20 protein-coding genes are annotated in these 22,583 nt (G+C 42.5%); 5 read left to right on the top strand and 15 right to left on the bottom strand.

What is annotated here, in order from left to right:
• Positions 1-96: 96 nt before the first annotated feature.
• From gtfA to E5S68_RS01605, 5 genes are all read right to left on the bottom strand, one after another.
• The gene (gtfA, locus tag E5S68_RS01625; protein WP_135782083.1) at positions 97-1,539 is read right to left on the bottom strand and encodes a sucrose phosphorylase; all 1,443 of its coding nucleotides are present in this window, start codon (positions 1,537-1,539) and stop codon (positions 97-99) included.
• A gap of 240 nt (positions 1,540-1,779) precedes the next feature.
• Positions 1,780-2,613: a carbohydrate ABC transporter permease gene (locus E5S68_RS01620; protein WP_049491915.1), complete on the bottom strand. Its 834-nt coding sequence runs from the start codon at positions 2,611-2,613 to the stop codon at positions 1,780-1,782.
• A 13-nt stretch (positions 2,614-2,626) separates the two neighbouring features.
• Positions 2,627-3,493, bottom strand: a complete 867-nt coding sequence (locus E5S68_RS01615) for a carbohydrate ABC transporter permease (RefSeq protein WP_167470819.1) — start codon at positions 3,491-3,493, stop codon at positions 2,627-2,629.
• Between the two features lie 13 nt (positions 3,494-3,506).
• Complete coding sequence (locus E5S68_RS01610; RefSeq protein WP_135782081.1) at positions 3,507-4,766, bottom strand: extracellular solute-binding protein; 1,260 nt, start codon at positions 4,764-4,766, stop codon at positions 3,507-3,509.
• Between the two features lie 14 nt (positions 4,767-4,780).
• The gene (locus tag E5S68_RS01605; RefSeq protein WP_135782080.1) at positions 4,781-6,943 is read right to left on the bottom strand and encodes an alpha-galactosidase; all 2,163 of its coding nucleotides are present in this window, start codon (positions 6,941-6,943) and stop codon (positions 4,781-4,783) included.
• Positions 6,944-7,106: 163 nt separating this feature from the next.
• On the opposite strand from E5S68_RS01605, the gene E5S68_RS01600 reads away from it, so the two are divergent.
• The 3 genes from E5S68_RS01600 (at position 7,107) to birA (ending at position 9,960) form a co-directional block, all read left to right on the top strand.
• Positions 7,107-7,940 carry an AraC family transcriptional regulator gene (locus E5S68_RS01600; RefSeq protein ID WP_135782079.1) on the top strand — a complete coding sequence of 278 codons (834 nt, stop codon included), beginning with the start codon at positions 7,107-7,109 and terminating at the stop codon, positions 7,938-7,940.
• 67 nt (positions 7,941-8,007) lie between these two features.
• Positions 8,008-9,012, top strand: coding sequence for a LacI family DNA-binding transcriptional regulator (locus E5S68_RS01595; protein ID WP_135782078.1), 1,005 nt, complete (start codon positions 8,008-8,010; stop codon positions 9,010-9,012).
• Between the two features lie 6 nt (positions 9,013-9,018).
• Entirely contained in the window at positions 9,019-9,960 is a 942-nt protein-coding gene (gene birA, locus E5S68_RS01590) for a bifunctional biotin--[acetyl-CoA-carboxylase] ligase/biotin operon repressor BirA (protein ID WP_135782077.1), read from the top strand.
• Between the two features lie 1,118 nt (positions 9,961-11,078).
• On the opposite strand, the gene E5S68_RS01580 is transcribed toward birA, so the two are convergent.
• From E5S68_RS01580 to udk, 5 genes are all read right to left on the bottom strand, one after another.
• A complete protein-coding gene (locus E5S68_RS01580) occupies positions 11,079-11,291 on the bottom strand; it encodes a DUF3272 family protein (RefSeq protein ID WP_006596552.1) in 213 nt (70 codons plus the stop codon).
• A 38-nt stretch (positions 11,292-11,329) separates the two neighbouring features.
• Entirely contained in the window at positions 11,330-13,006 is a 1,677-nt protein-coding gene (gene dnaX / locus E5S68_RS01575) for a DNA polymerase III subunit gamma/tau (protein WP_135782075.1), read from the bottom strand.
• Positions 13,006-13,503: a free L-methionine (R)-S-oxide reductase MsrC gene (locus E5S68_RS01570; protein WP_135782074.1), complete on the bottom strand. Its 498-nt coding sequence runs from the start codon at positions 13,501-13,503 to the stop codon at positions 13,006-13,008. Before E5S68_RS01570 ends, dnaX begins: the two co-directional genes overlap by 1 nt.
• Positions 13,504-13,815: 312 nt before the next feature.
• Positions 13,816-14,487 (bottom strand): YoaK family protein, encoded by a 672-nt coding sequence (locus E5S68_RS01560; RefSeq protein ID WP_135782073.1) that lies wholly within the window; start codon positions 14,485-14,487, stop codon positions 13,816-13,818.
• A 61-nt stretch (positions 14,488-14,548) separates the two neighbouring features.
• Positions 14,549-15,190, bottom strand: coding sequence for a uridine kinase (gene udk / locus E5S68_RS01555; protein WP_135782072.1), 642 nt, complete (start codon positions 15,188-15,190; stop codon positions 14,549-14,551).
• Between the two features lie 209 nt (positions 15,191-15,399).
• On the opposite strand from udk, the gene E5S68_RS01545 reads away from it, so the two are divergent.
• On the top strand, positions 15,400-16,377 hold the full coding sequence (locus tag E5S68_RS01545) for a Gfo/Idh/MocA family protein (RefSeq protein WP_135782070.1): 978 nt from the start codon (positions 15,400-15,402) through the stop codon (positions 16,375-16,377).
• 1 nt (position 16,378) lies between these two features.
• On the top strand, positions 16,379-17,467 hold the full coding sequence (locus tag E5S68_RS01540; RefSeq protein ID WP_167470818.1) for a DEAD/DEAH box helicase: 1,089 nt from the start codon (positions 16,379-16,381) through the stop codon (positions 17,465-17,467).
• 34 nt (positions 17,468-17,501) lie between these two features.
• Here E5S68_RS01540 and E5S68_RS01535 read toward each other — a convergent pair whose 3' ends face one another.
• From E5S68_RS01535 to E5S68_RS01515, 5 genes are all read right to left on the bottom strand, one after another.
• Positions 17,502-18,887 carry a polysaccharide deacetylase family protein gene (locus E5S68_RS01535; RefSeq protein ID WP_135782068.1) on the bottom strand — a complete coding sequence of 462 codons (1,386 nt, stop codon included), beginning with the start codon at positions 18,885-18,887 and terminating at the stop codon, positions 17,502-17,504.
• 192 nt (positions 18,888-19,079) lie between these two features.
• Positions 19,080-19,466, bottom strand: a complete 387-nt coding sequence (gene gloA / locus E5S68_RS01530) for a lactoylglutathione lyase (RefSeq protein ID WP_135782067.1) — start codon at positions 19,464-19,466, stop codon at positions 19,080-19,082.
• Between the two features lie 250 nt (positions 19,467-19,716).
• Entirely contained in the window at positions 19,717-21,087 is a 1,371-nt protein-coding gene (locus E5S68_RS01525; RefSeq protein ID WP_135782066.1) for a sensor histidine kinase, read from the bottom strand.
• Positions 21,077-21,751, bottom strand: coding sequence for a response regulator transcription factor (locus E5S68_RS01520; RefSeq protein WP_135782065.1), 675 nt, complete (start codon positions 21,749-21,751; stop codon positions 21,077-21,079). Before E5S68_RS01520 ends, E5S68_RS01525 begins: the two co-directional genes overlap by 11 nt.
• A gap of 113 nt (positions 21,752-21,864) precedes the next feature.
• Positions 21,865-22,455 carry a hypothetical protein gene (locus tag E5S68_RS01515; RefSeq protein WP_135782064.1) on the bottom strand — a complete coding sequence of 197 codons (591 nt, stop codon included), beginning with the start codon at positions 22,453-22,455 and terminating at the stop codon, positions 21,865-21,867.
• Between the last annotated feature and the right edge of the window lie 128 nt (positions 22,456-22,583).

Raw genomic sequence — 22,583 nt, 5'->3', positions numbered from 1 at the left:
ATATTGGAGAAAAACTGTGAAATCATAAAATCTCCAGCAATCTGTCCAATCAAAAAGGGAATATCCGAAACATGTCTCGCCTGACTTCAATTGTTTTTAAAACTCAATGTCTTGACCGTTTTCTGTCACTTGGTAAGTCCCGTCAGCAAGATTGATTCGTGCTACTGCTGTGGCGGTCTGGTCTTTGTCTTGGCGCGTGATGACAATGCTATGTTCATCTGGTGTTTCCACTTCAATGCTTCCTTCTAGGTCAAAAGCTTGCGAGTTGTTCCGGAAACTAAAGAGCTTGAGAAGGGATTGCACGACTGGTCGCTCTACTTCTTGGGCGATTTCTTCATTGCTGTAGTAATGACGGTTGATATTGCGGCCTTCCTTGGTGTTTTCTAAGAGTTCCAAATCATTCTTCCCAGCTAGGAATCCAACATAATAAACTTGTGGAATGCCTGGCGCAAAGGCTTGAATCAAACGGGCTAGGAAATACTTGCGATCATCATCTCCAAGCGCTGAATAGTAGGTCGAATTGATTTGGTAGATGTCCAAGTTGTTGTACTCTGCTGTTGAATATTTGCGTTTCACATTTGCTCCTACCTTGTAGAGCTCATTTGATGCATAGTCAATTTCTTCATCTGTCAAGATATCCTTGACATCAACCACCCCAATCCCATCATGGGTGTCGAGTGTCGTGAATTGCTTCATCGGACTCATCTTCAACCACTTAGCAAGGCGCTCCACTTTTGAGCTATAGAGGGTATAGAGGGTCACCATTGGAAGGGCAAAGTCATAGACATAATAGTCGTGATCGGCAATCTTAAATTGGATGGAATAGTGTTCATGAATCTCTGGCAAGAGCTCAGCACCGTAGCTGGCTGCCATATCGCGCACCTTATCCAACAAATCCCAAATGTCTGGCTCCACGAAGAAATCATTGGTGTCCAACTTCTTGACTGCATAGGCAAAAGCATCTAGGCGAATGAGGTCACAACCATTGCTCGCCAAATGTTCGATGGTCTTGCGAATAAAGTCCATGGTCACTTCCTTGGTCACGTCCAGGTCAATCTGCTCTTCCCCGAAGGTATTCCAGAGATGCTCAGTTGTCCCATCCGCAAAGGTAATTTCTTGCTTGGGAGCTCGATCCTTGCGCTTATAAATCAAGTCCACATCCGCTTGAGTTGGACGATTCTCTGGCCAGAACTTGTCCCAGTTTAGGAAAAGATCCTTGTAAGCACTTTGGTCATGCTTCTCTTGATAATCTTTGTAGTATTTAGACTGACGGGAAATGTGATTGATCATAAAGTCAAACATGAGATAGTACTTTTCGCCCAGGCGTTTGACATCTTCCCAATCTCCAAAGGCTGGATCTACTTGATCATAGTCCACAGGCGCAAAGCCACGGTCACCGGTTGATGGGAAAAATGGCAAGAGGTGAACCCCACCGACTGCATCTCCAAAATATTTCTCCAGATTTTCATAGAGGTCCTTGAGGTTGTTTCCCAAGCTGTCTGAGTAAGTAATTAACATGGTCTTATTTTGAATTGGCATAATGGTCTCCTTTTCTTTATTTGAAAGCCAAGTCTGAAGAGACCTGGCTTTCTTGAGTTTTTCTATTTTAGAATTGCTTTCTAGGATACGATTGAAATCAGCAAGCTGAATCGTCCCTTTGTATACGGAATTGAACACGCCCTAAGCTCTGTGTGAAAAAGATGAATCCTCCAAGAAGCCAAGGCTTCTTATTCAGATTCCCTATTTTCACTGTGAGCTTTTAACGGGCTTTGTATCTTATTATTTCACTGCGCCGTTGCTCATTCCTGCGATGATATGGCGTTGGAAGAAGAGATAGACAATGGTGATACTGATAATGCCGACCACGTAAGAGGCAAAGCTTGGTCCGTAATCGTTGAAATATTGGCCTGCGTAGTTGTATTGGAACAAAGGCAAAGTCCACATTTTGGAATCCCGGTTCAAGACAAGGAGTGGCAACATGAAGTCATTCCAGAACCAAAGGGCATTGATGATCATGGTTGTCGCATGCATCGGTTTCATCATTGGGAAGATGATGCGGAAATAGGTTGTAAATTTATTAGCACCATCAATCTCAGCTGCTTCATCCAGACTTTCTGGGATCGAGATTTTGATATAGCCGACATAGAGGAAGAGGGTCTGTGGAATCGCATAGGTCAAGTAGAGCAAGATCAAACCAAAGGTGTTGGCCAAACCGAGTTTACTCATCATGACGGTAATTGGAATCATGATAACCTGGAATGGGACGAAGATCCCAAGGATTAAGAGGGTATACATGATGGTAAAGGCTTTTCTCTTACTCATATTGCGTGCGATGGAGTAGGCTGCCATGGGGATAACGATCATTACTGCAAGTAAAGACAAGACAGTGATGACGACAGAGTTCCAATAATAGCCTCCGATGCCATCCGCTAAGAGACGGCTAAAGTTGTCCCATGTGAAGTTGGTTGGAAAGCCAAAGAAATTGTCTACGATATCCTTGGTGGGTTTGAAGGAACTAAAGAGGGTGGCAAGGAGAGGCACTAAAATCAGAACCGATCCTAGAATCAATAGAATGTATTTGCCAATCAGGGCTTTTCTTTCATCTTGTTTCATCGTGCTTCTCCTCTTAAATTTCAAATTTCTTAGATACTCTCAATTGGATGATCGAAATCACTACAATTAAGAAGAACAAGATTACGGCAATGGCATTGGCATAACCGAATTGGTTGTTTTTAAAGGCATAATTATAAACCAAGAGCCCAAGTGAGGTTGTGGCATTGTTTGGACCACCACCGGTCATAGCAAAGACTTGGTCAAAGGCAGTCAGCCCACCTTTTAGGGCTAGGATAAAGACCATAGAGATACTTGGTAGCAAGTAAGGCAATTCAATGTTCCAGAAGACTTGCGTGCTAGTCGCGCCATCAATCCTTGCTGCTTCCGTAATCTCAGTTGGAATGGATTGCAAACCAGCTAGGAAGATGATGATGGGCATAGCCACCCCTTGCCAAAGAAGGACAAAGACAGCCGCAAAGATCGCTCCCCACTTAGTCCCTAAAAGACTGGTTTGGAGAAATTCAATATGAAGGGCATTCCCAATCGCTGGAAGACCGTAGTTGAAGACTTGCTTGAAGATCAAAGCCACTGTCAAACCAGACAAAACAGCTGGGAAGAAGAACCAAGCACGGAAGAAGGTTTGACCTTTGATTTTAGAGTTCAAGACACGCGCGATAAAGATCCCAAGGGCAATCTCACCAACCACCATGGCAATCGTAATGATTGCGGTAAAGCCAATCGCATTCATGAATTTTGGATCCATGAAGAGGAGCTTGAAGTTGTTTAAGCCGACAAACTTGTAGTTATAAGTCAATCCTGTCCAGTTGGTAAAACTGTAAAAGGCTCCTTGAAACATCGGCACATAGAAGAAAATTGCTTGTAACAAGAGGGGGATGACCACAAAAGCCCATGCCCAATATTTTTGTAATACTTTTTTCATAGTCTCTCTACTCCTAATCCACATCCGCTTTCATCGGGTTAAAGAAGGCATTCAAATCATTGACCATGCCTTGTTTATCACCGGTCAAGACATAGTTCATGGTCAAGGTATGGAAGTCTGCTTCACTGGTCCAGTATTGTTGCAACCAGACCAAGTGACGATCCGTAAAGGCATATTCGGTCATCCCAGCAAGCGGTGAATCTTCTCCTGCTTGTTTGACCCCTTCGATCGCTGTTGGAGATCCGTCCACATCGTAGTATTTTTGCATGACTTCTGGACGGGTCATATATTCCACAAAGGCATTGGCTTCTTTTGGATGTTTGGTGGTGGCTGAGATAGACCATGCCAAGTCTCCTGCACCAACGGTTAAGCTTTGTCCTTTTTCTTTTCCTGGAATCATGAAGGTCCCAATCTTAAAGTTCGGTTTTTGTTCATTAATCGCTGTGATCGCCCAAGACCCATTTGGTGTCATGAGGACATCCCCACGTGCGAAGGCTCCGATAACATCGGTATAGCCAGCACCTTCCCAGTTCTTTTGTTTAGAACCATCAATGCGAAGAATATCCATGACCTTGATGTCATCTTTCATGATCGGATCAGTCAATTTAATGGCATTTGGTTGAGAATAACGAAGGTATTGATTGGCTTCTTTTCCTCCACCTGTTGCTGTCGCAAAGGCTAATTGATTGTAACCATTGAGTGTCCAAGCATCTGCACCTGCAATTCCAAATGGTGTTTGTCCTTTAGCAACGATGTCTTTGACTAACTGTTCAAATTCATCCCAGGTTTCAGGAACCTTCAAGCCCAGTTCTTCGAATTTATCTTTGTTGTAGTAAATTCCATAAGCATTGGCTGTAAAGGGAACGTTGTAGACTTTTCCGTTCACGGCATATTTTTCAGCATAGCCATTTTTTACGCGTTTCAGGTAGTCTTTATTGGACAAATCTTCGAAGACACCTGCTTTTGCCCATTCTTGTAGTTCGATGGACTGTGGGTATATATTAACCACATCCGGCACATCTCCTGCGAGGACACGTGTTTTCAATACTTCACCACCGTTCGGTACATTGACAACTTTGACCTTGACCTTTGGATTTTCCTTTTCAAAATCACGAGCGATTTCTTCCAAGGTTTTGGTCATTTCTTTTTTCTGGTTGAAATACTCGATGGTCACTGTGCCATCCGCAGATTTACCATCGTTGGAGCAAGCGCTAAGCCCAAACAAAGCTAAACCTGTAGTTGCAAGAAGTCCGATTTTTTTAAACCATTTCATTTGGCTGTCTCCTTTTATTTTTTGACAAAAACATATTGTTTAGAGAGGAAATCTCCCTGAGGAAGAACGACGGTTAAGCCAGCATACATGAGCTCAGCTCCTGAATAGACTTGGTCCGTCCCTTCTAAGCTATAGAGTGCATCTTCTTCCAAGCCTTTGAGTTTCAGAGTCGGCTCGATCTCTTCAACCGTTGATAAGACCCTTACATAGGTAACAACCGTTCGGTCTTGATAAGTAAACTGGATGGCTACTTGGTTGGCACCTTGACTAGGATTCATTAAGCGGTAATGTTGTCCGAATTGGACAAGGGGTCGAATCGTTTTGTAGTGAGCGACTTGAGTTGCGATGACATCCAACTCTTCTTGAGAAAGGCTGGTCAGATCCAATTCATAGCCTAGATTTCCCATCATGGCTACATGGCCACGCGTTTCTAGTGGTGTGATCCGTCCCATCTGGTGATTTGGTACCGCTGATACGTGAGCCCCCATGGAAATAGTTGGATAGAGATAACTAGATCCATACTGGATCGGAAGTCTGGCCATGGCATCCGTATTGTCACTCGCCCAGACCTGCGGGAAGTAACGCATCATACCCAGGTCATTGCGACCACCACCACCTGAGCAAGACTCAAATAGGATGTGCTCGTACTTCTCTGTTAAGAAAGAAACCACTTCATAGAGACCTAAGATATAAGCATGAGATTGCATCTTGGTTTCCAGGTAGGTTTTACCATTTCCAAGCTTGGTGATATTGCGGTTCATATCCCATTTGATATAGTCGATCTCATGGTTTGCAAGCAAGTCATCCAAGACCTGCTTGATATAAGCTACCACTTCTCTATTTGCGAAATCGAGGACTAGTTGATTCCGTGAATAGGTGTGTTCATAGCCTGGGACTTGAATAGCCCAGTCCGGATGAGCCCGATAGAGGTCGCTATCAAGAGAAATCATTTCTGGCTCCACCCAAAGGCCAAATTGAAGTCCCTTGTCATGGATGCCTTGGATCAATTCTGCTAGACTTCCACCTAATTTTTCTTCATTGACGGTCCAATCACCAAGGGCCCGATTGTCATCATAACGATTGCCAAACCAGCCATCATCAAGAACAAAGAGTTCGATCCCCACTTTTTGAGCTTCGTCTGCTAGCTCCAATAATTTGTCTTTTTTGAAATCAAAGTAGGTCGCTTCCCAGTTGTTGATAAGAATTGGACGTTCTTTATGGGCAAACTGGCTAGGAATGATATGGTTTTGGACAAATGCTTGACTCTCTTGACTGAGACCGGTCAATCCCTTATGGGAGTAAGTGATCATTGCCACAGGCGTATCAAAACTCTGATTTGGTTCCAATTCCCAAGCGAAGTTTTCAGGATTGATCCCCAGTCCAACCCGAACTTCATTGAGTTGATTTTTCTGAACAAATCCTTCAAAATTCCCACTGTAGAGCAGTTGGAAGGCAAGGGCAGAACCGGCATCTTCCGTCACTTCATGGTCAGCAAGGATAAGGGCTGGAGTCTGGGCGTGTCCAGAAGCACCACGGTTGGAACTGATGGAGAAGATTCCTTGCTCCACTTGCTGACGGCGAACTGTTTTTTCTCTCGCATAGGCTCCTTGCAGAGTGATGATATCGTAATCACCTGCTGGGACATCGGCCAACACACTAAGAGCCTTGTGGATCACAACCGTTTCATCACTACAGTTTTCAATCTTTGAGAAGCTAGTGATGGTTGCCCAATCCTCGTAGGCGGTGTAGTAGAGGGTCAAACGCAGGGCTGCTTGATCATCTTCGAAGACCAGTGCCAAGGTTTCAGCCTGATCTACTGAGTGAGGGTTCGGAAGACCGGTCGCCTCGACACTACCAGAATAGATGTTGGCTCCAACATAAAGGAAATCTGTCACTTCTGTAACACCGTGTTGGATCTTGATCGACGGTTTTCGAAAATCTCCTAGCCCGTGCTGTCCCAAGATCTGTCGCTGGGTATCCAAGCTAAAAGTTCGATTGTCAGGTGTTGGATTTCCAGCGAAAGCATGGTCCTTCTCATGCACCGTATTGGAAAAATGATAGGACGGAATTGGGCGCCCTAGATGTTTGAGCATCAAATAGCCATCGCGATTTTCAAGGATGAGACTCAGTCCTTTACTCTCTATATAGAACAAATTTTGTTCAATACGTATTGCCATATCTTCCTCCCCTTGGTTCCTATAAAATATCACTATGTATTTTTAAATTCAGTTACAATATCTTTTTTTCATTTATATGTCTTTATTTTACTCGTTGTAAACGCTTCCGAAAATAGAATTTTGTTGGGCATATATGGTAAAATGTTAGGTAGGAGGTTCAGCTATGTTAGTCTTTTCTGAATACCAAACCGACACCATTGATCTAGCCCTTGATTTTTACGGCTACGAAGATTGCCCGAAGAACTACGAATTCGGACCTAGCGTCCGTGACAATTTTGTTCTGCATTTTATCACCAAGGGAAAAGGTGTCTTTCACATCAATAAAAATGAAATCCATTTAGAAGCCGGGGATCTCTTTCTTCTCCCTAAAAATATGGTGACCTACTACCAGGCAGACGCAGAAGATCCTTGGTCCTACTACTGGATTGGGATTAGCGGCACCAAGGTAAGTGATTTCATGCGCTTTTCAACTCTTCATGCCAAAGGCTTTCTAAAGAAAAATGAAGTGGACACAGAGCGGATCGGCCAGTTTATGGAGCAACTTGTCCACAAGGCAGAGGCTTCAAAGATGACCTCGCACTACCAACTCCACCTTCTCTCGCAAATCTATGAACTGCTATTTCTTATCAGTGAAGTGGCTCCTGATAGCCATCGGAACGATCCATCACCAACCTATCAACTCTATCTGACCTGCAAGCATGTGATTGAGACGCATTACAATAAAGAGCATCTAAGTATTCAAGAGATCGCTGATGACCTCAATGTCCATCGGTCTTACCTGACAACTGTTTTTAAGGAGTTTCACCAGATCTCTCCCAAAGAATTCCTGCACTCGGTCCGCATGCAACGTGCCCAGCAATTGCTGACCAACACAGACGAGAGCATCAAGATTGTGGCTTACTCAGTTGGTTTTTCAGACCCCCTTTATTTTTCAAAGGCGTTTAAGGCCTATAGCCAACTGACTCCTAGCCAATATCGTAACAAACATAAAATTTAGTAAAAATTTATTTCCTTTTACTAGTATTTAGAGTATACTGAAACTAACAAGCAATAAAGGATGAACTATGGCTACTATTAAAGATATTGCTCAAGAAGTCGGAGTATCTCAAGCAACAGTCTCTCGCGTCCTCAATCAGGATCAAAACCTATCCGTTAGTGATACAACTCGGAAACTGATTTTTGAAACGGCTGAGAAACTCCATTACCAAAAGAAACAGCGAAAAAATAACCCTCTTCAAAGCAAGCGCTACCGTATTGCTATTTTAGAATGGGTGACCGAAGAGGAAGAGTTAGAGGATCTTTATTACTACTCTATTCGCGTTGGGATTGAAAAACAAGCCCAAGAACTCGGGCATGAAATCTTCCGTGTCTTTAACTTAGAGGATTGGGGACCTCTTGAAAAAGCTGATGGAATTATCGCTCTAGGTAAATATAGCCCAGAAACCATCCGTCAACTTGAAAGCTATCAGAAAAAACTCGTCTTTGTGGACTCCAATACTTTAGTATATGGCCATACCTGTGTCATGACAGATTTTGAAACATCTGTCTACCAAGCACTAGCTTACTTGATAGAATCTGGTCACAACCAGATTGGTCTCCTTGTTGGACAAGAAACGACCGCCGATAATCGTCCTCTTCAAACTGATCCCCGTTACTTGAGTTTTAAGTACTTTCTAGAAGAGAAAGAACTCTATCAACCAGACTATATCCGAGTGGGCCACTTCTCAAGTGACTCTGGCTATGAAATGATGAAAGAATTGATTTATGAATTGGGAAATCGACTTCCATCAGCCTTTTTTATGGCCAGCGATGCCTTGGCTGTTGGGGCTCTTCGTGCCCTCCAAGAAGCTAGCATTCCGGTTCCAGATCAGGTCAGTCTCATCTCCTTTAATGACACCTCGATTGCTAAGCATGTCTATCCGCCACTTTCTACCGTCACTGTCTATACGGAAGAAATGGGGAAACAGGCCATTCACAGTCTGTTACAAGACCTTCAAAGAAGAGATTCAGGTATTCCAACTATGCATACTCTGGCCACTCGTCTTACCATCCGTGAAAGCACACGTTAAGAAACTATGAAAACACACGAAATTTTATACCAAACCTTGGCACAAGCTCAAGACTATGTCAACGGCGAACAACTAGCCCAAGAAATGGGACTGTCTCGTACCTCTATCTGGAAGGCCATTCAGCGTCTAGAAAAAGAAGGCATTGAGATTGAGTCCGTTAAAAAACGAGGCTACAAGATCCTTTCCGGAGATCTCCTAATTCCTCAAGTTATCGAGGAGCATTGTCCTCTAACAGTCTCCTACAATCCTCATTCCCAATCCACTCAACTGGACGCTAAGAATGCTATGGAAGCTGGGGGAAACTCCTCTACCCTTTATCTGGCTCCCTATCAAACGGCTGCTAAAGGACGTTTTGGCCGCGACTTCTTCTGTCCTTCTCAAGGGGGAATCTATATGTCGCTCCACCTCAAACCCAATCTCCCCTTTGATCAAGCTCCCGCCTATACCCTCATGGTCGCAGCTGCTATCTACAAGGCTCTGAAAAATCTAGCCTTATTGGATGTCGATATTAAGTGGGTCAATGATATCTACTACAAGGGGAAAAAAGTTGGAGGCATTCTGACTGAAGCCATCAGCTCCATCGAAACAGGCCTCATCACAGATGTTATCATTGGTATCGGCCTTAATTTTGCCATCACCAATTTCCCTACGGAACTGAAGGACAAGGCTGGTTCCCTCTTTGACTCCCAGCCTCCCATTACTCGCAATGAACTGATTGCTGAGATTTGGAAGGAATTTTTCAATAGTCCAGAGGAGGAGCTGATTTACCTCTACAAGCAACGCTCACTAGTTCTTGGTAAGGAAGTCCGCTTCGAACAAAATCAGACTAGCTACCAAGGCCTGGCCAAGGATATTTCGGACAGTGGACAACTACTAGTCCAACTAACGGACGGCCAAGAACGCTGGCTCAACAGTGGCGAAATCTCCCTCAAGCAGTGGGATTTATAAAACAGAGACAACAGCTCAAAAAAGAGTCTGAGACAAAACATTTCTCAGACTCTTTTGTGTGAAGATATATCAAAACTTTTTAAACCAATTCTTGATATACTCTAAGCATATATCCAGTAAGAATTTGATAAATAATAATACAATTCCAATCTTCACAAACATGTAATATTTAAATGTGTCATCAAATTCATGCACACGGATCGGAAAGGTGAAGATATTAGACGGATTGATAAGAAAATAAAGTGAGATACAAATGGATAAAACCAACGCCACTATAAAATTTTTTTTATGTAATTGCATATTTTACCTTTTCCTTTCTTGTTTTACAAGATTAGATACCAATCAACAATTATATATAGCCTTATTAATTCTTTTAATCTCCTTTCTAACAGGCTATTTTAATAGTTTTTATACCTTCATCGTATACCAATTTCAAAAAAAATCAAGTCTGTTTTTCTAATCATTTTTATGATATAATAATAAAGTTCGAATGATAAACAAAAAAACTCTGCAACAATCCCAACAAATGTTATAAAATTATCTTTTTAGATATCACCATGATATACTTAAGGTACTTAAAAATTTAAGAATTGTATGCATAAAGAAAACACACCTGGTGTGTACTGAGCCAAAAAAGTTAAACAATTAATTGACACAAAGGATTTAGTTCTGTATTGCATAGGACTAGCTGCTTTTTTTAGAAAGCAGACAAATTCCTAATTACATAAAGTAGTCAGCTGACTCTTCAAAAAAAATGACGGCTATTTTTTGAATTCGTTAAGTAAATCTAAAACTTTCCTCTGTGAGAAAAGGGTGTGGAAAAGAACTCCGACTAGTAAAAAAGAGTTCGTCTTCCCACCCCCGCACAATTAATTAGGTCATCTTTGGTGCTTAGAAGGCGAACAAAGATGCCAATTAACCACTGCATCATACAGTTATTTCTATTAAATATAAAAGGCTAAACAGTTTTTTCCCGGGCACTCGGGAGTTTTGGAACCTTAGGTCCAAAACTAAGTCATGGAACTTCTTCGAAGTTCGCTAACGTCCGTACTCACCTAAGGAAAGTTTTTAAGTAGACTTTATATTTCATTTAAAATAAAATAAGCACCACTTGGTGCTTATTTTTTATACTTATCTCGTTTTTTCTGATTAAGCTGTTGATCGATACTTTCGACCAACTTCCCTAAGATATAGCTGACTTGTAAATTTCTCAATATCAAGAGAGCCCAAAAGATAGCTGCCAGGTAGCTTTCCCTCATCACAGCATCATTAAAAAAATAGGTTTCTAAGGCTGTAAAGATAGCCATAGTCCAAAATTGACGTTTATTCATATTGTTATTCTACCATGATTTTCTGGAAAAAGCACAGGCTAGTCTTCTTGGATCGTAATTTTTTCAGAGAGGAAATCAAAACCTTCAGGAATGACGGACTCTTCTGCCACCTCTGCCTCTTCCTTGTGACCACGCGCTTTCTTAGAGAATTCCGCCCGAACCTGGGTCCATTCCTCCATTGAAATAGCCAGAATCTCCGGAGAGAAACCTGCCGCATTGCTTAAAATATTGCCAAACATGGTATTGAGGTTATCTCGCTTCATGGTCTGTTCGGCATTAAAGGCAGACTCAAAAGCTAAAATCGCATGGCGTTCATTGGCCGCAACCGGCTGTGAACCAACCAGCAAAGCCTTATCTGCCCCTGCTAGGCTTTCAATAATTTCCCCCCAAGCATTCTGCAGGCGGATGAGATTGTTACGCGCCAAATCTGGATTTTCAACTGCTTCTTGTAAGATAGCTTGAAGCTTATTGCGGTCCACTCGATAGCCCTTGCTAGACTTCTGAGGACGAGCAAGGCTTGATTTAGCTGCAGGAGCCCCACTCGCTACTTGAGCCAACTGATTCTTCAGAGACTCGACTTCTCGTTTGAGCTGGTCTACTTGTGCTGAAAAATCTGCTGGAAGAGCCACTTGGCTAGCCGAAGGGCCCTCACCCTTGTATTCTGCCAAACGAATGGTCATCATCTCCGTATAGATTTTCGGCTGCAGGCTGTTTTTGATATCCGCTAAACTCCTTGTCGCAAGATCAATCCAAGCAAAGAGGGTGGCTTGTGGAATGGCTAGATTCTGATTAAATCGCTCACTGACATGGAGATTTTCCCCACCTGTCTGAACGATCAAGAGATCCCGTAAATACTGCAAGAGGTCCGTCACAAAGCGGGCCATGTTTTTCCCATTATCAAAGATCAGGTTCAACTGGTCCAAGGCAGCTGTTGCATCTTGTGCTGACAAGGCTACAACATAAAGATCTAAGGCTTCTTGACTAATGGAACCTGTGATTTCTTCAGCCATCGCAGTGGTCAATTGGGCACCAGCTGTCAGGCTGAGGGCCTGGTCCAAAATGGACAAAGCATCCCGCATCCCACCTTCTGCCCGACGGGCAATAATGGCTACAGCTTCTTCTTCGTAATCAATCCCTTCTTTATCCAAAACAGCTTTTAGGTGGTCTTGAATGGCTGGCGTCTTGATAGATTTGAACTCAAAGCGTTGAACCCGTGAAAGGATGGTTGCTGGAATCTTGTGCAATTCCGTTGTTGCTAGGATAAAGACCACATTTTCTGTCGGTTCTTCCAAGGTCTTGAGAAGAGCATTAAAGGCTCCCGTCGAGAGCATATGGACCTCATCGATAATATAGACCTTATGAGGAGCCAAACTAGGCGCATAGGTAGATTTATCGCGGATATCTCGGATCTCATCTACCCCATTATTTGAGGCTGCGTCAATCTCGATAACATCCTCTAAACTGCCATTGGTAATGGCTTCACAGATATAGCATTCGTTACAAGGCTCTCCCCCTTTTTGATTGGGGCAGTTCATGGCCTTGGCAAAGATTTTCGCCACACTGGTCTTCCCCGTCCCACGAGGTCCAGAAAAGAGATAGGCATGGCTAATTTTCCCCTGTTCGACAGCTTGTCGAAGGGTCGTCGCAATAACCTCCTGCCCTACAAGTTGGCCAAAGGTCTGGCTACGGTATTTACGATAGAGGGCTTGATACATTAGTCTACTACTCCAAACATCCTAAAATTCCATTTTGTTTTTTCAAGCAAGATGGCTACAAAACGTTCCAAATAAAAGCGATCCAGGTCATCATAATCTCCCACCCGATCCGAATCTAGATCCAACACTCCTAGCAACTGGTCTTTCAAGACCATGGGAACCACAATCTCACTCATAGCGCGACTGTCACAAGAGATATAATTGGCATGCTGGGTCACATCCTCAATCACCAGCGTCTCTCTTTTCTCTGCTGCTTCTCCACAGACGCCTTTTCCTAAGGCAATGTGGACACAGGAAACCTGACCTTGAAAGGGGCCTAAAATCAGCTCTTTTTGATCATAAAGATAAAAACCTGCAAAGACCGAATGTGGTAGGGCTTGATTGAGCAAAGCACTGGCGTTGGCTAAATTGGCCAAAGCATTGCTCTCACCCTCTAAAAGAGCTTCTAACTGAGCTAGTAAGAGTTGGTAACGTGATTCTTTTTCCTGTATATTCATAACCTTTATTATACCAAACTTTAGTTAGAAAATTAAGTATTTACAACGGAGCAACCTTTGATAACAACCCAGCTTGCCATCAGAAGTATCCAGCAAATATTCCCAATTAAAAGAGAGTGGGACAGAAATCGGTAATTCGTTAGAATTCGATTTCGTCGTCCCACCTCCGCACAGTTGAGTAGGGCTGTAAAAGCTGATGAAATCAGCGTAGTAGAGCCCACTCAACCACTGCGTCTTGCTCGATAATCCAAAGAAAATTTAGAGGCTAGGACTTTTGTCCCAGCCTCGATTGATCAAACTATTTGAATGTGACTAGATATCCCTTCGAACATATTGAATCGCCCGATAAGAGAGAAAAAGGGTCAGAACAAGGGAAACAAACCAAATGGTCCGAAGGCCATAATATTGGATGAGGAAGGTGGAAAGAATAGCTCCTCCCACAAAGCTCCCAATCAAAGAAGTCATAAAGAGAGACTCCCAGAAAAACTCCATCTTCCGCTCCCGTACAAAATTTCCATATGCGACCATGGTCTTCTTGAGATTCCCTGTCATAAAAGAATGGTTATAAGCATAGCTATCGACTTCTCCAAAGGAAATGGCTACAATCCCCAAGCTTAGCCCAAAGAAAGGTACAATTAGAACATTGGGCACTTCTTTGGGAAGAGATCCTGCCACCAAGGTCGTCAGAACCAAGGGAACCAAGGTACTGAGTCGCCAAACGGAATGGCTAAAGAAGCGTTGAAAGACGGTCATCAAGAAAATCCCAATCATAAAGGCCAACATGGTGGCTAGTTTGACCTCCACATCCGCGATTTCATGGCCAATTAAACCAACAGATAGAAAGACCACGTTTCCCGTTTGGCCCGCGGCCAAGGTCCCTCCTCTTTCGATAAAGGTGTAGGCATCTGAAAAGCCTGCACACATGGTCAGTAGGCAGGCAAAGGCCTTACTTCTGGAGTGAAACTCCCTTCTTAACTTTTTCATATTTCTCCCTATTTGTCATGGAAAAGAGGCTGGGACACTACTTCCTAACCTCTCTCACTTGTTATCCTTGTCCTTCACGTGATTCGCTCAAAATCTTCTCAATTTTGGTTGTAATCAAATCGATGGCTACGGTATTGGTCACACCTTCTGGAATGATAACATCCGCATAGCGCTTGGTTGGCTCGATAAACTGATGGTACATCGGCTTCACCACTCCCAAGTACTGCTCGATGACGCTGTCCAAACTCCGACCGCGCTCTTCCATATCTCGCTTGATCCGGCGAATAATGCGTACATCATCATCGGTATCAACGAAAATTTTGATATCCATCAAGTCACGAAGACGCTTGTCCTCCAAGACCAAAATCCCTTCAACGATAAAGACATCCTGAGGCTCTTGGCGATAGGTCTTGGCGCTACGCGTATGCGCTGCGTAGTCGTAAGTTGGAATGTCAACCGGACGGCCAGCCAACAACTCATTGATTTGCTCAATCATGAGATCTGTATCAAAGGCAAAAGGATGGTCGTAGTTGGTCTGAATCCGCTCTTCAAAGGTTAGATGACTTTGATCCTTGTAATAAGAATCGTGCTCAATCATAGCAATCTTTTCATCTGGGAAGTGGGACAAAATTGCACGAGAAACACTGGTTTTCCCCCCACCAGAACCACCTGTTACACCGATAATAATTGGTCTGTTTCGCATCTTCTTCTCCATATTCTATAATCTTATTTATTCTATCACAAAAGCGGTCTCTTGACCACGACTTAAACCTTTTTTCTAAGGATTTTCATCAACCTTCCAAGAAGACCTTCCCTCCTATCCTCCATCCCAATTAGAAAGGCCCATTCCATCTTTTTAGGATGAAACATGATATAATGAAACCAGTAAATACCTGATTGAAAGGAGCTGCCATGCTGAAACTCGGTATCATCGGCACTAGTGCCATTTCCCATTCCTTCCTTGCTGCAGCTAAAGAAACAGACCAGTATGAGTTAAGAGCGGTCTATTCACGGACCTTGGAGAAAGCTCGTAGTTTCACCCAACCCTATGGACAAGTGGCCCTCTATGATGACCTGATTGCCTTTTTAGATAGTGACCTAGATGTCATCTACATTGCTAGTCCCAATTCACTCCACTATCCTCAGGCAAAGTTAGCCCTCTTGGCTAAGAAACATGTCATCCTTGAAAAACCAGCTGTCACCACTCCCAAGGAATGGAAAGAGTTGGTTAAATTAGCCAAGGAGCACCAGGTCTATCTCTTTGAAGCCGCTCGCAACTATCATGAAAAAGCCTTTGCGATCATCCAAGACTTTCTCAAAGACAAGACCATCTTGGGTGGCCACATGACTTATGCCAAATACTCTTCTAAAATGCCCGAGCTCTTGAAAGGAAATACTCCCAATATTTTCTCCGACCAATTTGCGGGTGGAGCCCTCATGGATTTGGGAGTCTATCCTCTCTACTTTGCAATCGGCCTCTTTGGTCAACCTGAATCAGTAACTTATCAAGCGCGGCAATTGCCTAATTCAATCGATTTGAACGGACAGGGTAGCTTGGTTTATTCTGACTTTGTCATTGGCATTCAAGCCGGCAAAGATGTGACCAGCAATCTTCCTGCGGAAATTTACACGACAGATGGCACCCTTTTCTTAAGTGGAATCGAAGCCGTTAGCCAGGCTCTCTTTCAAGATCATTCTGGAACTAGTCACCAACTTCCGATTACTCCTGCTTCTCATAACATGCTCGAAGAAGCTCAGGCCTTTGCAAGTATAATGACAGAAGGCAACCAGACACTTTACCAGACTTGGCTTCAAACAGGACAGATAGTTCACCAAACCCTCTACACTATGCGCCAAGATGCTGGAATACACTTTAAGGACGAACATTAATATGACACTAGCATTTCCACCGCTCTGGCAAGAGCAACTCAAAACCCTCGGCTTTGAGCAACTGACTGAAATCCAAGAACGCCTCTTCGAGCCGATCACCCAAGGGGAGAACGTGCTTGGAGTCAGCCCGACAGGAACCGGAAAGACCCTGGCCTATCTCTTCCCTAGTCTTCTCAAGCTAAAACCTAAAAAAGCACAACAATTGTTGATCCTATCACCCAATACAGAATTGGCCGGACAAATCTTTGATGTTGCCAAACAATGTGCGGAACCTCTTGGACTCAGTGCCCAACTCTTCCTTTCAGGCTCTAGTCAAAAACGGCAAATCGAACGCCTCAAAAAGGGACCAGAAATTCTCATTGGAACTCCAGGCCGTATTTTTGAATTGATCAAGTTAAAGAAAATCAAGATGATGAATGTTGATACCATCATCCTGGATGAATTTGATCAACTGTTTAGTGACTCTCAGTATCACTTTGTCGATAAGATTTGCCACTACGCGCCCCGAGATCATCAATTTATCTATATGAGTGCAACGACCAAGTTTGATCCAGAACAAATCGAACCTAATACTCTAACCATTCAAGTGGAAGGACAAAACTTGGACAATATTCAGCACTTCTATATGGAAGTGGATAAGCGAGAAAAGGTTGAACTCCTCAGAAAACTCTCCAATGTCGAAGACTTTCGTGGTCTCGTTTTCTTCAACAGCTTGTCAGACCTAGGAAGCGCCGAAGAAAAACTCCAATACCGGGAAGTTAGCGCCGTCTCACTTGCTAGTGACGTTAATGTCAAGTTCCGAAAAGTCATTCTGGAACGCTTTAAGGACCACCAACTGACACTCCTTCTTGCAACAGACTTGGTGGCACGAGGAATTGATATTGACTCTCTAGAATGTGTCGTCAACTATGAAGTTCCTCGAGATACCGAAACCTACATCCACCGATCTGGACGTACCGGACGTATGGGTAAAGAGGGCTATGTCATCACCTTGGTCAGCCATCCAGAAGAATTGAAAAGTTTGAAAAAATTAACCCCCGTTCGTCCCCTGATTCTTAAGGGAGCACAACTCTATATAGGGGAAGAATAAGAAAATCGTTCGTAGTCTTACGAACGATTTTTTCTTAGTTTTTACTGTAGTACAAGCGATGGCTTTCAACTTGATGATCCAAGAGTTCATCTATAGTCACTAAATTGTAGCCTTGAGACTGCAAATACTCAATCACAGCTGGAAGAGCATTGATGGAAGTTTGGTGAATATCATGCATGAGGATGATTGATCCTGGCTTAACCTGCTTTTTAATCTCTGAAAGAATAGCATTGGTATTGTGACTCTTCCAATCCAGGGTATCCACATCCCACATGATGAAGGCCTGGTCAACAGCATATTGAATAGCACTATTGATAGAACCATATGGAGGACGGGTAATCATGGTTTGGACACCAGTCACTTTTTGAATGATTTCCTTGGTATCCATAATCTCTCGCTTCGCTGCATCCAAAGATAGCTTGGTCAATACAGGATGGTTCCATGAATGATTCCCAATCTCATGGCCAGCTTGCCGCACCTGCTTGGCTATTTCTGGATAGGCTGACACATTTTTCCCTAGCATAAAGAAAGTACCTTTAACCCGGTATTTCTTCAGGATTTCTAAGGCCTGAGGGGTCGTCGTTGGATCTGGTCCATCATCAAAGGTCAAGGCAACCATTTTTTCATGGCGTTGCTCTTGGTAGGCTTCATAAGCCGTTAAATCGTCAGGTTGAAGACGGTCTGTATCTATCACGTCATAAAGTTTTGAGAGTGGAACATCAAAGGTTTCCATTCCCTCAATCTCAACAGGTAGACTAATCGATAGTAAACTCTTCTCATAAGAAAAACTCCAGCTTGCCATGTCTGATGCCGCGACAGTTTCTAGCAACTCTTCAATCTGTTGATCATCCATTCGAAGAAAGACCAGTTGCGAACGCAATTCGGTCAAAAGCGTTTCTTTAGCAAAACCTAAGTCTGTAAACAATTGAGAGAATTGAAAGGTATTTCCCTGATCGTCTAAGTAGACCAAGGGGAGTTTTTTCAACTCATCCTTGATGAACATCTCTTTTTTCCACTTGTACTGAGTCCGCTTGATTTGATAGGGATGAACTCCCACAAAAGGATCTGGTAGAACTTCTGAGTGGTAGAAAAAGAGTTCACGCGCCTGATGATTATTCTCTTCCTCTTGAGGAATGGAACCGATATCTGCAAGAATCTTCTCTTTGATGATTGCGATGGGTTCACCATTCAGAGTGGGGTAATAGGCTGTTACATAAGTCTGGCCAACGATACCTTTTTGTATCTGACTGTCCCTATTCTTTTCCTCTGTAGCCTCTGCTTTAAGTGCTTTTGAGAATTGCTGGTTGTAATTTTTTATCGCCCTCGCTTCCTGAATTTTTTGATAGCCGATATATATAGCTCCTACTAAAAGGAGATTCAGTAAAACTAATACTAGAATTTTTATGTAATTGATTTTCATACTCTTATTATAGCAAGTTTGTCATCAAAAAACATTAGAAATGCCTAAAAAAAATGAATTAAATTAACCAAAATAGAATAGGTAGTATGAGATAGGTATTTTGATCACATTTTTCTTTAACAGAACAGGTCTTATCATAAAAAGAACAGATTGGGCAATTGCATCCCAACCTGTCTTTCATCTTGTTACTGACTATAAAGAATTCTCACGAATTACTTCGACTTTGTAGCCATCTGGATCCACAATGAAGTAATAGTTCGGAAGGGTACCTGGCAATCCTTTTGGATCCGTTACTTGGTAACCCTTCGCCTTATGCTCAGCATGAAGGGCTTCAAGATCTGGCGCACTCAAGGCTATATGGGCAAAACCATCTCCAATGACATAAGGACCATGATCATAGTTGTAAGTTAATTCCAACTCATAGTCATCTCCTTCTAAGCCAAGGTAGACAATCGTAAATTTGTATTCAGGAAAATCCTTGCGACGCAATTCCTTAAATCCAAACGCATCTGCATAAAAAGCAATTGATTTTTCTAAATTCTCCACTCGTAAACAAGTGTGTAACATTTTTGAAGCCATAAGACACCTCTTTCTTTTTTTACTATTATACACTAGTTAGACAAAAATAGCGATCATTTGAGATGGATGAAAAAAGAGGCTGGGACAAAAGTCCTAGCCTCTCAATTGTCTTTGGATTATCGAGCAAGACGCAGTGGTTGAATGGGCTCTACTACGCTGATTTCATCAGCTTTTACAGCCCTACTCAACTGTGCGGAGGTGGGACGACGAAATCGAATTCTAACGAATTACCGATTTCTGTCCCACTCTCTTACTTGTTCTTCGTTGATTTAGAACTTGATTTCTTTTTACTATCTGACTTGGTTGTTAGTTTTACCTCAAAGATGGTTCCTTTAGGTTTGTTATCTCGAACAGATATCGTACCATTAAAGGCTTCTACAATTTGTTTGGCTAAAGATAAGCCCAGACCAAATCCACCTTTTTGCCGGGTTCGAGCCTTGTCTACCCGATAAAAACGATCGAAAATACGCTTCTTAGCCTCATCTGGAATTCCTGGACCATTGTCCTCTACTCGAAAATAGAGATAGCGGTCCTTAAATTGGGCTACAAAACGAATCTTTCCATCTTCCTCCGTATACTTAAGTGCATTGTCGAAGAGAATCGTCATCAGCTGCTTCAGAAGGACCTTGTCAGAAACCAAACTTTTATCCACCTGATTCTCATACTCAAAAACTTTATCATTTTCTTCTGCTATAATCTCGTAATTAGCAAAGGTTTGACGAAAGAAACTTGGATTGATCTCACCATATTCTAGTTTGATGCCATCATCTCGGCGAGCCAAGTTTAAGAGATTGGTCGTCAATAAGCGCATATTGCGAACCTCATCCAAAGAGGAGGCAATATTCTCACTGGATTCCATAATCGTCGCCTCTGGTTTTCGGAATAAGGCTTCCAAACGATTTTGCAAAACTGCTAGAGGCGTCCGCAATTCATGAGAAGCATTTTCGACAAAGGCCTTCTGACGATTCATACTTTCTAAAAGGGGCTTAACGCTCATCTTAGCAAGAAAGATACTTGCAAAGAGAGAAATGCCCCAGAAGCAAATCATGACCAAGGCGATTTGGCTCTCATGTTTTTCACTAGTCTGCTCCAACTGACTGATATTGGTCATGATCACGGCATATTTCACCCCATCGATATAATCATCGGGATCAATATCTACCAAATAAGCGCGGTAGCTTTCCTTTTGATTGTAGCGGTTGGTAATTTGAATCTGTTTAATCTTATTTAAGTAACTCTTACTAAAGGTGATGGATTTCAAATCTAAAAAACCATCACCTGTCGTTACATTTTCAAACTTATCATTCAGAAGTATAGCAGTACTATTTGATGTCACAGAAGGTTTTGGGCGATCCTCGTGATCCGGTTCATCATATGATTTTGAATCTTCTTCCCCTTCCCTATCCATATTATTTCCAGCTCGGCTAGCCAAGCTAATGATGGAATAGCGATCCTTACTAATGATTTTTAAATTCTCATCAACCGTCGTATACAAACTTGATCGCATGACCTGAATGATAATCAGGGTCATCGTTGAGAAAATCAAGGTGAAGAGGCCAAAATAGCGGATGAAATAAGAGAAATCATCTGCATTCACGGTTCTTTTAATTTTATTGAGCATCTTTCAGAATGTACCCCACGCTTCGTAATGTTTGGAGATTTTTCGCAAAGTCCGTTCCTTTTAATTTCTTACGAATCTTAGAAACATACACCTCTACAACTGAAATAGTTGTGTCGCTATCAAATCCCCACAAACGGTCAAAGATTTGTGTTTTTGGAAGGATAACATTTTGATTTTGAAGGAAATAAACAAGGAGATCAAATTCTTTCCCTAAGAGCTCTATTTCTTTTCCATCTACAAGCGTTGAATTCGTTGCTAGATTGACAGTCATATTTCCATAAGATAAGGTATTTTCATTGATCTTACCAGAACGTTTCAACAGTGCCTGAATCCGCATTTTCAACTCTTCTAGGTAGAAAGGCTTGGTTAAGTAGTCATCTGCACCAAGTTCAAAGCCATGTCCCTTGTCATCTAGACTTTCTTTGGCTGTCATAATCAAGACTGGCGTTGTAACACCCTTTTCTCTCAATTCTTTGAGAACTTGGAAACCATCTTTTTCAGGAAGCATGAGGTCAAGCAAAATTAAATCGTAGATCCCACTTTCAGCTTCGTAAAGACCTTCGTCTCCATCAAAGACTTGCATGACATCCGCAAAATCATCTAAAAAATCAAATACTGAGTTAGACAAACCAAGGTCATCTTCGACTAATAAAATCTTAATCATGTTTACTTTCTCCTTCTCATTCTTCCATACAGGTATGATGAGTATTTTCTACTCTATTATACCATGACCAGGCTTCATTCAGTAGCATTCAAATAGTTGTTTCAACTTTTTTCTTAGCTAGCTGTCCCTGTCTCATCCTTTGATGGATGTTTTGTATTGCTTGACGTTTTTTTCGAAGAGGACTTCTTGGAGGACTTTTTATTAGAGTTCCCATTTTGTTGGTTGCCCTCTTGATATTGAGGCCCCCCATCTTGTGGAGGTTGACCATTCCTATTCCCTTGGCCTGGTCCACCGTTTTGACCATCTTGCGGTGGCATACCGCCTGGTCCTCCACCAAATCCATCTTGTCCTTGGCCCCCTTGTGACCCGCCTCCTTGAGGTGGTTGGCCGTTCATTTGGCCTTGCCCTGGTCCACCATTTTGGCCATTGAAACCTTGAGCATTTGAAGGGCTATTTTGATCCTTGCCCTGGCTATTTTGTCCTTGATGGTTTTGTGCAGGCTGATTACTATTTTGTGTAGCTACCGTAGCTTGCTGACGCTGGGGACTCGTATTGGCTGTCGCCAACATTCCCAATCCAAATCCACCAGTCATCCCAATGATCAGTCCTCCTGTTGCTGCGGCAGTCGCCCACCACTTAGGACTTTTCTTAACGACAATCATTTTTTCAGTTCTTTCTTGCTTTTGTTCATTCGAAGCGTTCATTCTTTCAATTCCTTAAATTATTTATTTAAACAAGGCCTTTGTTTAGATAGGGATAGTTTACCGATTCTTCCTTAATTGTGACTAAATTTTTTCTTAAACTTTCCTAAAATGAGTAAGGAGACAATTGT

The organism is Streptococcus rubneri, assembly GCF_004785935.1.
GTDB classification, from domain to species: Bacteria; Bacillota; Bacilli; order Lactobacillales; family Streptococcaceae; genus Streptococcus; species Streptococcus rubneri.
The sequence above is the reverse complement of the archived record's forward strand: the minus strand, read 5'-3'. Positions and strand labels throughout refer to the sequence as shown.

Coding starts and splice junctions, on each gene's coding strand:
- gtfA (WP_135782083.1), bottom strand. CDS start 1,539: ATGCCAATTCAAAATAAGACCATGTTAATTACTTACTCAGACAGCTTG.
- E5S68_RS01620 (WP_049491915.1), bottom strand. CDS start 2,613: ATGAAACAAGATGAAAGAAAAGCCCTGATTGGCAAATACATTCTATTG.
- E5S68_RS01615 (WP_167470819.1), bottom strand. CDS start 3,493: ATGAAAAAAGTATTACAAAAATATTGGGCATGGGCTTTTGTGGTCATC.
- E5S68_RS01610 (WP_135782081.1), bottom strand. CDS start 4,766: ATGAAATGGTTTAAAAAAATCGGACTTCTTGCAACTACAGGTTTAGCT.
- E5S68_RS01605 (WP_135782080.1), bottom strand. CDS start 6,943: ATGGCAATACGTATTGAACAAAATTTGTTCTATATAGAGAGTAAAGGA.
- E5S68_RS01600 (WP_135782079.1), top strand. CDS start 7,107: ATGTTAGTCTTTTCTGAATACCAAACCGACACCATTGATCTAGCCCTT.
- E5S68_RS01595 (WP_135782078.1), top strand. CDS start 8,008: ATGGCTACTATTAAAGATATTGCTCAAGAAGTCGGAGTATCTCAAGCA.
- birA (WP_135782077.1), top strand. CDS start 9,019: ATGAAAACACACGAAATTTTATACCAAACCTTGGCACAAGCTCAAGAC.
- E5S68_RS01580 (WP_006596552.1), bottom strand. CDS start 11,291: ATGAATAAACGTCAATTTTGGACTATGGCTATCTTTACAGCCTTAGAA.
- dnaX (WP_135782075.1), bottom strand. CDS start 13,006: ATGTATCAAGCCCTCTATCGTAAATACCGTAGCCAGACCTTTGGCCAA.
- E5S68_RS01570 (WP_135782074.1), bottom strand. CDS start 13,503: ATGAATATACAGGAAAAAGAATCACGTTACCAACTCTTACTAGCTCAG.
- E5S68_RS01560 (WP_135782073.1), bottom strand. CDS start 14,487: ATGAAAAAGTTAAGAAGGGAGTTTCACTCCAGAAGTAAGGCCTTTGCC.
- udk (WP_135782072.1), bottom strand. CDS start 15,190: ATGCGAAACAGACCAATTATTATCGGTGTAACAGGTGGTTCTGGTGGG.
- E5S68_RS01545 (WP_135782070.1), top strand. CDS start 15,400: ATGCTGAAACTCGGTATCATCGGCACTAGTGCCATTTCCCATTCCTTC.
- E5S68_RS01540 (WP_167470818.1), top strand. CDS start 16,379: ATGACACTAGCATTTCCACCGCTCTGGCAAGAGCAACTCAAAACCCTC.
- E5S68_RS01535 (WP_135782068.1), bottom strand. CDS start 18,887: ATGAAAATCAATTACATAAAAATTCTAGTATTAGTTTTACTGAATCTC.
- gloA (WP_135782067.1), bottom strand. CDS start 19,466: ATGGCTTCAAAAATGTTACACACTTGTTTACGAGTGGAGAATTTAGAA.
- E5S68_RS01525 (WP_135782066.1), bottom strand. CDS start 21,087: ATGCTCAATAAAATTAAAAGAACCGTGAATGCAGATGATTTCTCTTAT.
- E5S68_RS01520 (WP_135782065.1), bottom strand. CDS start 21,751: ATGATTAAGATTTTATTAGTCGAAGATGACCTTGGTTTGTCTAACTCA.
- E5S68_RS01515 (WP_135782064.1), bottom strand. CDS start 22,455: ATGAACGCTTCGAATGAACAAAAGCAAGAAAGAACTGAAAAAATGATT.